The 7,156-nt window shown below is 62.0% G+C and carries 4 protein-coding genes; all 4 read left to right on the forward strand.

Going from position 1 to position 7,156, the window contains the following annotated elements:
* Positions 1–6: 6 nt before the first annotated feature.
* The 4 genes from PVW27_RS18905 to PVW27_RS18920 are packed head-to-tail and all read left to right on the forward strand — an operon-like array spanning position 7 to position 7,152.
* Positions 7–1,668 carry an ABC transporter ATP-binding protein gene (locus PVW27_RS18905; RefSeq protein ID WP_274560404.1) on the forward strand — a complete coding sequence of 554 codons (1,662 nt, stop codon included), beginning with the start codon at positions 7–9 and terminating at the stop codon, positions 1,666–1,668.
* Positions 1,668–4,109 carry a nitrite reductase large subunit NirB gene (gene nirB / locus PVW27_RS18910; protein WP_274560412.1) on the forward strand — a complete coding sequence of 814 codons (2,442 nt, stop codon included), beginning with the start codon at positions 1,668–1,670 and terminating at the stop codon, positions 4,107–4,109. The genes PVW27_RS18905 and nirB overlap by 1 nt, the downstream gene beginning before the upstream one ends.
* Entirely contained in the window at positions 4,106–4,438 is a 333-nt protein-coding gene (gene nirD / locus PVW27_RS18915; protein ID WP_274560406.1) for a nitrite reductase small subunit NirD, read from the forward strand. Before nirB ends, nirD begins: the two co-directional genes overlap by 4 nt.
* On the forward strand, positions 4,435–7,152 hold the full coding sequence (locus PVW27_RS18920) for a nitrate reductase (RefSeq protein WP_274560408.1): 2,718 nt from the start codon (positions 4,435–4,437) through the stop codon (positions 7,150–7,152). Before nirD ends, PVW27_RS18920 begins: the two co-directional genes overlap by 4 nt.
* Positions 7,153–7,156 lie beyond the last annotated feature (4 nt).

Here is a 7,156-nt window from a genome sequence, read left to right on the forward strand (position 1 = left end):
ATCGACATGTCCATTGTGGAATTCAAGAACGTTTGCAAAGGCTTCGGCACGGGTTTGGACCGCAATGAGGTGTTGCGGAGTATCACCCTCTCGGTCGAGGAGGGCGAGTTTCTGGCCATCCTCGGCTTCTCGGGCACGGGCAAGACCACGCTGATCAACCAGATCGCCGGCCTGTCTCAACCCGATAGCGGCAAGGTGCTGTTCAAAGGCAAGCCGATCACCGGACCGGGGCCAGAACGCGGGCTGGTGTTCCAGTCCTATTCTCTGATGCCGTGGCTGACGGTTGCGGGAAATGTCGCCTTGGCCGTCGATGCGGTGCATAAATCGTCCAGTCGCGCACAGCGCGCGGCGATGGTCGACAAGTTTATCGACATGGTAGGGCTTGGCCACGCAAAAGCCCGCCGCCCGGCGGAACTGTCCGGCGGGATGCGGCAGCGGGTCTCGGTGGCGCGCGCGCTGGCGATGAACCCCGAGGTGCTGCTGCTCGACGAGCCTCTGTCGGCGCTGGATGCGCTGACCCGCGCCAATCTGCAGGACGAGATCACCCAGATCTGGCAGGCCGACCAGAAAACCGTCGTCCTGATCACCAATGACGTGGACGAGGCGATACTGCTGGCAGACCGGATCATCCCGCTGAACCCTGATGGCACGTTGGGTGCGCCGTTCAAGGTGGCGATCCCGCGCCCGCGTTCGCGAACGGCCATGAACAATGACACCTCTTTCAAACGCCTGCGCGCGGATGTCACGAAATACCTGATGGATGTGGGCATTGCCTCCAAAGTTGCGGACACCCGTAAACTGCCTCAAGTCACGCCGATTCACGGTACTCCAAAAGCCTATGCTGAGGCAGCAAGGAGTCCGCTGGACGAGAAATATCTGGAATTCTCACAACTCTCCAAGGTCTATCCGACAGCCGAAGGGCCGCTGACCGTGGTCGACAGGTTCGATCTGAAACTGAAAAAGGGCGAATTCGTCAGCCTGATCGGCCATTCGGGTTGCGGCAAGTCCACTGTACTGACCATGGCGGCGGGGCTGAACGACATCTCGGGCGGGGTGATCAAGCTGGACGGTCTGGCGGTGCGCGGCGCTGATCCCGAACGCGCCGTGGTGTTTCAGGCTCCAAGTCTTTTTCCGTGGCTGACGGCCAAGGAAAACGTGTCGATCGGGGTGGACCGCGTCTATCTCCGCGCCTCGCGCGCCGAGCGTCAGGAGGTGGTGGAATACTATCTGGAACGCGTCGGTCTTGGCGACAGCATGGACCGCATGGCGCAGGATATGTCGAACGGCATGCAGCAGCGTGTCGGAATCGCGCGGGCCTTTGCCCTGTCTCCCAAACTACTGCTGCTGGACGAACCGTTCGGGATGCTGGACAGCCTGACCCGATGGGAATTGCAGGGTGTGCTGATGGAGGTCTGGTCGCGCACCAAGGTCACGGCGGTCTGCGTCACCCATGATGTCGACGAGGCGATCCTGCTGGCTGACCGTGTGGTGATGATGACCAATGGCCCGCGCGCCCGCATCGGCAAGATCGTCGATGTGAACCTGCCCCGACCCCGCACCCGCAAGGCACTGCTGGAGCATCCTGATTATTACACCTACCGCGCCGAGGTTCTGCAATTCCTCGAGGATTATGAACATGGCGCACACAAGAAAGAGGAGGCCGCATGATGAAACGCAAACTCGTCATCATCGGGGCGGGCATGGCCTCAGGCCGTGTGCTGGAACACCTGCTGGCCGCCGAACCGGCCGGCTGGGATATCACGCTGTTCAATGCGGAACCGCGCGGGAATTATAACCGGATCATGCTGTCGCCTGTTCTGTCCGGGGAAAAGTCATACGAGGACATTGTCACGCATGACGACAACTTTTATGCGCAGCACAGGATCTCTTGCCGCTTCGGCGAAGCGGTGGTGCGGATCGACCGTGAGGCCAAGACAGTCCACACCGGCACGGGCACAACACCCTATGACAAGCTGCTGATCGCGACGGGTTCGGCACCTTTCATCATCCCCGTTCAGGGCAAGGATCTGCCCGGCGTTATAACCTATCGCGACATGGATGACACGCAGGCGATGATCGACTCCTCTGCCAATCCTGACGCAAAAGCGGTGGTGATCGGCGGCGGTCTTCTGGGGCTGGAAGCAGCGGCGGGCCTCAAGGCGCGCGGAATGGACGTGACCGTCATTCACCTGATGGGCCATCTGATGGAACGGCAGCTTGATCCCGCAGCTGGCTATCTGTTGCAAAAGGATCTTGAGGCGCGCGGCATCCGTGTCCATTGCAAAGGCGCGACCAAAGCCATTCTAGGCAATACCCACGTCGAGGCGGTCTTGCTTGAAGATGGCACGGTTTATGACGCCGATCAGGTGTGCATGGCCGTCGGTATCCGCCCTGAAACGCGTCTTGCCACGGATGCGGGGCTGGAGATTGCGCGCGGGATCGTCGTCAACGACCAGATGGTCACTTCCGATCCCGATATTCTGGCCGTCGGCGAATGTGTGGAGCATGACGGCCAGTTGTTCGGACTGGTAGCCCCGCTTTACGATCAGGCCAAGGTTGTCGCCGCCTCTTTGACCGCGCAGCCTGCCGCGTTCCAGCCTGTGCAGACCGCCACCAAGCTGAAAGTCACAGGCGTCGATTTGTTCAGCGCGGGCGATTTTGCAGATGCTCCAGGGCGCGAGGATATCGTTTTCCGCGATCCAGCACGCGGGGTCTACAAGCGGTTGGTCATCGAACAGGACCGGCTGGTCGGCGCGGTCATGTATGGAGATACGGCAGATGGATCTTGGTTCTTTGGCCTGATCAAGGACCGCACGGATATTGCGCCCTTCCGCGATACGCTGATATTTGGCCCTGCCTTTCAGGGGGGTGGCCAAACGGACCCTTTGGCAGCCGTTGCAGCCTTGCCGCTTGATGCGGAGATCTGTGGCTGCAACGGCGTCTGCAAGGGAACGATCCTGAATGCGATCGACGGAGGTGCCGCCAGTCTGGCCGATATTCGCGCAACGACCAAGGCCAGCGCCTCGTGCGGAACATGTACGGGGCTGGTGGAACAGGTGCTGGCCAGCACCTTGGGCGAGGCGTTTGAAAAGCCCGCGATGCAGCCGATGTGCGGTTGCACGGATCTGACGCATGAGGATGTGCGCCGCCTGATCAAGGCGCGCGCGTTGAAATCCATGCCTGCGGTCATGCAGGAACTGGGATGGAAGACATCTTGTGGCTGCCCCGCCTGCCGTCCTGCGCTGAACTTCTATCTCTTGGCCGACTGGCCGCTGGATTACACCGACGACGCGCAGAGCCGGTTCGTGAACGAGCGCAACCACGCGAATATCCAAAAGGACGGTACTTACTCCGTAGTCCCGCGCATGTGGGGCGGCATGACCAACCCGCGCGAATTGCGCGCGATTGCCGATGCGGCGGACAAATATACCATTCCGGCCGTCAAGGTCACGGGCGGGCAGCGTATCGACCTCTTGGGCGTGAAAAAGGAAGACCTGCCACATATCTGGGCCGATCTGAACGATGCGGGGCTGGTGTCGGGCCATGCCTATTCCAAAGGGCTGCGCACGGTTAAGACCTGCGTGGGGACCGACTTCTGCCGGTTTGGGACGCAAGACAGCACGGGGCTTGGGATCAAGCTGGAAAAACGCCTCTGGGGGTCTTGGACGCCGCATAAGGTAAAGCTCGCAGTCTCAGGTTGCCCGCGCAACTGCGCCGAGGCGACCTGCAAGGATGTCGGCATCATCTGCGTCGAGTCCGGCTTTGAAATCGGCGTCGGTGGTTCCGCTGGCATGGACCTGAAAGAGATCGAGCGTCTGGCCAAAGTCCCCACGGAACAGGAGGCCATCGACCTGACCGTGGCCTTTGTGCAGCTCTACCGCGAACACGCCAAATATCTGGACCGCCCCTATAAATGGTTGGCCAAGGTCGGGATGGACTGGGTCAAGGCACAGGTCGTCGAGGATCTGGACAACCGCGCCGCCCTGATCTCACGGTTCGATCTGTCTCAGGCGATCTACCAGCGCGATCCATGGGCGGATCGTGCGACGCCACAGGCGCAAAAGAGCTTTGCACCCTTGGCCGATCTGACGCAGGAGGCCGCGGAATGAGCTGGCTCGATATTGGCGCATTGACGGATATTCCCCCTCGTGGGGCGCGTGTCGTGAAAACGGTGCATGGCTGCGTGGCGGTGTTCCGCACCTATGATGATCAAGTCTTCGCGCTGGATGATCGCTGTCCGCACAAGGGCGGGCCGTTATCGGAAGGGATTGTGCATGGCCATGCTGTTACCTGCCCCCTGCATGGCATGGTGATCGGGTTAACCGATGGACTTGCCACTGGGGCAGACACAGGCGCTGTGGCCACCTATGCGGCGCGGGTCGACGGAGGGCGCATCCTGCTGGACGCCACCCGCCTGATCCGGGGGGTAGCGGCGTGAGCGCAATCCGCACCACCTGCCCCTATTGCGGTGTAGGCTGCGGGGTGCTGATGACTCCCGATGGCAAGGGCGGGGCCAAGGTCAAGGGTGATCCGGACCATCCTGCGAATTTCGGGCGTCTTTGTTCAAAGGGCACGGCATTGGGTGAGACGCTGGGGCTTGAAGAGCGCATCCTAACGCCGTTGATCGATGGCACACCTGACACCTGGGATACGGCGCTTGATCTGGTAGCCGATCGTTTCGAGGCCGCCATCCGCGATCACGGGCCGGACAGCGTAGCCTTCTACCTATCGGGACAGATGCTGACCGAGGATTATTACGTCGCCAACAAGCTGATCAAGGGTTATGTCGGCACCGCCAATGTAGACACGAATTCGCGCCTATGCATGGCGTCATCCGTTGCGGGGCACAAGCGCGCCTTTGGGTCTGATACCGTGCCCGGCACCTATGAGGATCTTGATCAGGCAGATCTGGTGGTGCTGGTCGGCAGCAATCTGGCTTGGTGCCATCCGGTGCTCTATCAGCGGCTGGTCGCGGCGAAAAAGGCGCGCGGCACAAAAGTGGTGGTGGTGGACCCGCGCCGCACCGCGACCTGCGATATTGCGGATCTGCATCTGTCTGTTGCTTCGGGCAGCGACGCGGCCCTGTTCAATGCACTGCTGGTCGAACTGGCCGACCGGGGGATGGTGGATCACAATTATATCGCGCGCCATGTCAGCGGATTTGACGCGACGCTGGCCGCCGCACGCGCAAGTGCCCCTGCGATGACCGGGCTGAGCTACCGCGACCTGACCACATTCCTTGACTGGTTCACCGCCACCGAGCGGGTCGTCACGGTTTATTCCCAAGGCATTAACCAGTCCGAAAGCGGCACGGACAAGGTGAACTCGATCCTGAACTGCCATCTGGCGACGGGTCGCATTGGTCGCCCCGGCATGGGGCCGTTTTCTGTGACCGGCCAGCCCAACGCCATGGGCGGGCGCGAGGTGGGCGGCCTTGCCAATATGCTGGCTTGCCATCTGGAGATCGACGATCCAGCCCACCGCGCTGCGGTGCAGGGTTTCTGGAACAGCCCGACGATTCCCAAGACGCCCGGCCTCAAGGCGGTTGATTTGTTCCGCGCCGTGGCTGCGGGGCGGGTCAAGGCGCTGTGGATCATTCACACCAACCCCGCCGTGTCCATGCCCGACGCAGATGCGGTGGCCGCCGCAATAAAGGGCTGCGATTTTGTCGTGGTCAGCGACATCACGCAGACCGACACGACGCGTCTGGCCGATGTGATCCTGCCCGCAACAGCCTGGGGCGAGAAGTCTGGCACTGTCACCAATTCCGACCGCACCATCAGCCGCCAACGCCCGTTCTTGCCCATACCGGGACAGGCACGCGACGACTGGCGCATGATCGCAGATGTGGCGACGCGGATGGGCTGGGGCGATGCGTTCGGCTGGAACAGTGCGGCTGAGGTATTTTCAGAGTATGCCGCCCTGTCGGGCGTTGCTGGCGACCTTGGCCGCGACTTCGATATCTCGGGTCTGGCTGACGTCGATTATGACGCCTTGACTCCCACTCGATGGCCGGTCAATGCACACCAGCAGGGCGGGCGCTTTTTTACGAAAGGCGGGTTCTTCACCGAGGACGCCCGCGCCCGGATGCTGCCGATCACCCCGCGCGGCCCCGTCGCCAGGACTGCGCCGCGCTATCCCTTCCGCCTGAACACGGGCCGCGTGCGCGATCAGTGGCACACGATGACGCGCACAGCCCTTTCCCCGCGCCTGAATCAGCACATTGCCGAGCCGTTCCTTGAAATCCACCCCGCAGATGCGGCAGCACTTGGCCTTGCCCCAGCGACCTTGGTCCGCGTCAGTAGCCCTGAGGGACAGGCGATAATGCGAGTTGCGATCACCGACCGGGTGCAGCGCGGTCATGTCTTCGCACCGATGCACTGGACCGCTGACACTGCTCCGACGGGCCGAGTTGATGCGCTGGTCGCAGCTGTGACAGATCCTGTTTCGGGCCAGCCTGAAAGCAAGGGGTCGGTAGTCGCCGTAGCCGCATTGAACCCATCATGGTATGGCTTTGCAGTCTCGGTCGATGCGCAGAGCCCTGATGCGACCTATTGGGCCCGCTCGCGCCATGCTGGTGGCTGGCGCTGCGAATTGGCTGGGCTTGAGGTCCCGTCCGACTGGGAAGCCTATGCCCGCGCCCTCTTCAACCTGCCAGACGCCACCTGCCTGAGCGTTGAGGACCGTGTGCGCGGCACCTATCGCCTTGCGCTGATGGAGGGCGGGCGCGCACTGGCGGCGCTTTTCGTCGCGCCCGAGCCTGTGCATCTGGCGCGCGGTCATCTGGCGGCAGCGGTGGGGCAAGCGGGAGCAGCCCTTCTGGCGGGACGTCCGGATGCGGGTGTTACCGATCCCGGCCCGACGGTCTGCGCCTGTCTGAATGTGGGGCTGAACACGATCACGACCGCGATTGCGGCGCAGAGCCTGAAAACAGTGGATGAAATCGGCGCGGCTCTGCAAGCGGGGACAAGTTGCGGATCCTGCCGCCCGGAACTGGCCGCCCTTCTGGCGCAACGGCTGGAGGCTGCTGAATGGCTCTGTTGCACAAATCCTGTGAGGGATTCATCTCGTGAATCCAGCGTGGTAGCTGGGATGCATGAGCAGACACATACCCCCGACCTACAAGACCACGAACTGGCCAGCCTACAATGAAGCG

It is taken from the genome of Seohaeicola sp. 4SK31, from assembly GCF_028802875.1.
Lineage (GTDB): Bacteria > Pseudomonadota > Alphaproteobacteria > Rhodobacterales > Rhodobacteraceae > Seohaeicola.

Excerpts from the sequence above, each read along its gene's own strand:
- PVW27_RS18905 (WP_274560404.1), top strand. The coding sequence starts at position 7 with ATGTCCATTGTGGAATTCAAGAACGTTTGCAAAGGCTTCGGCACGGGT.
- nirB (WP_274560412.1), top strand. The coding sequence starts at position 1,668 with ATGAAACGCAAACTCGTCATCATCGGGGCGGGCATGGCCTCAGGCCGT.
- nirD (WP_274560406.1), top strand. The coding sequence starts at position 4,106 with ATGAGCTGGCTCGATATTGGCGCATTGACGGATATTCCCCCTCGTGGG.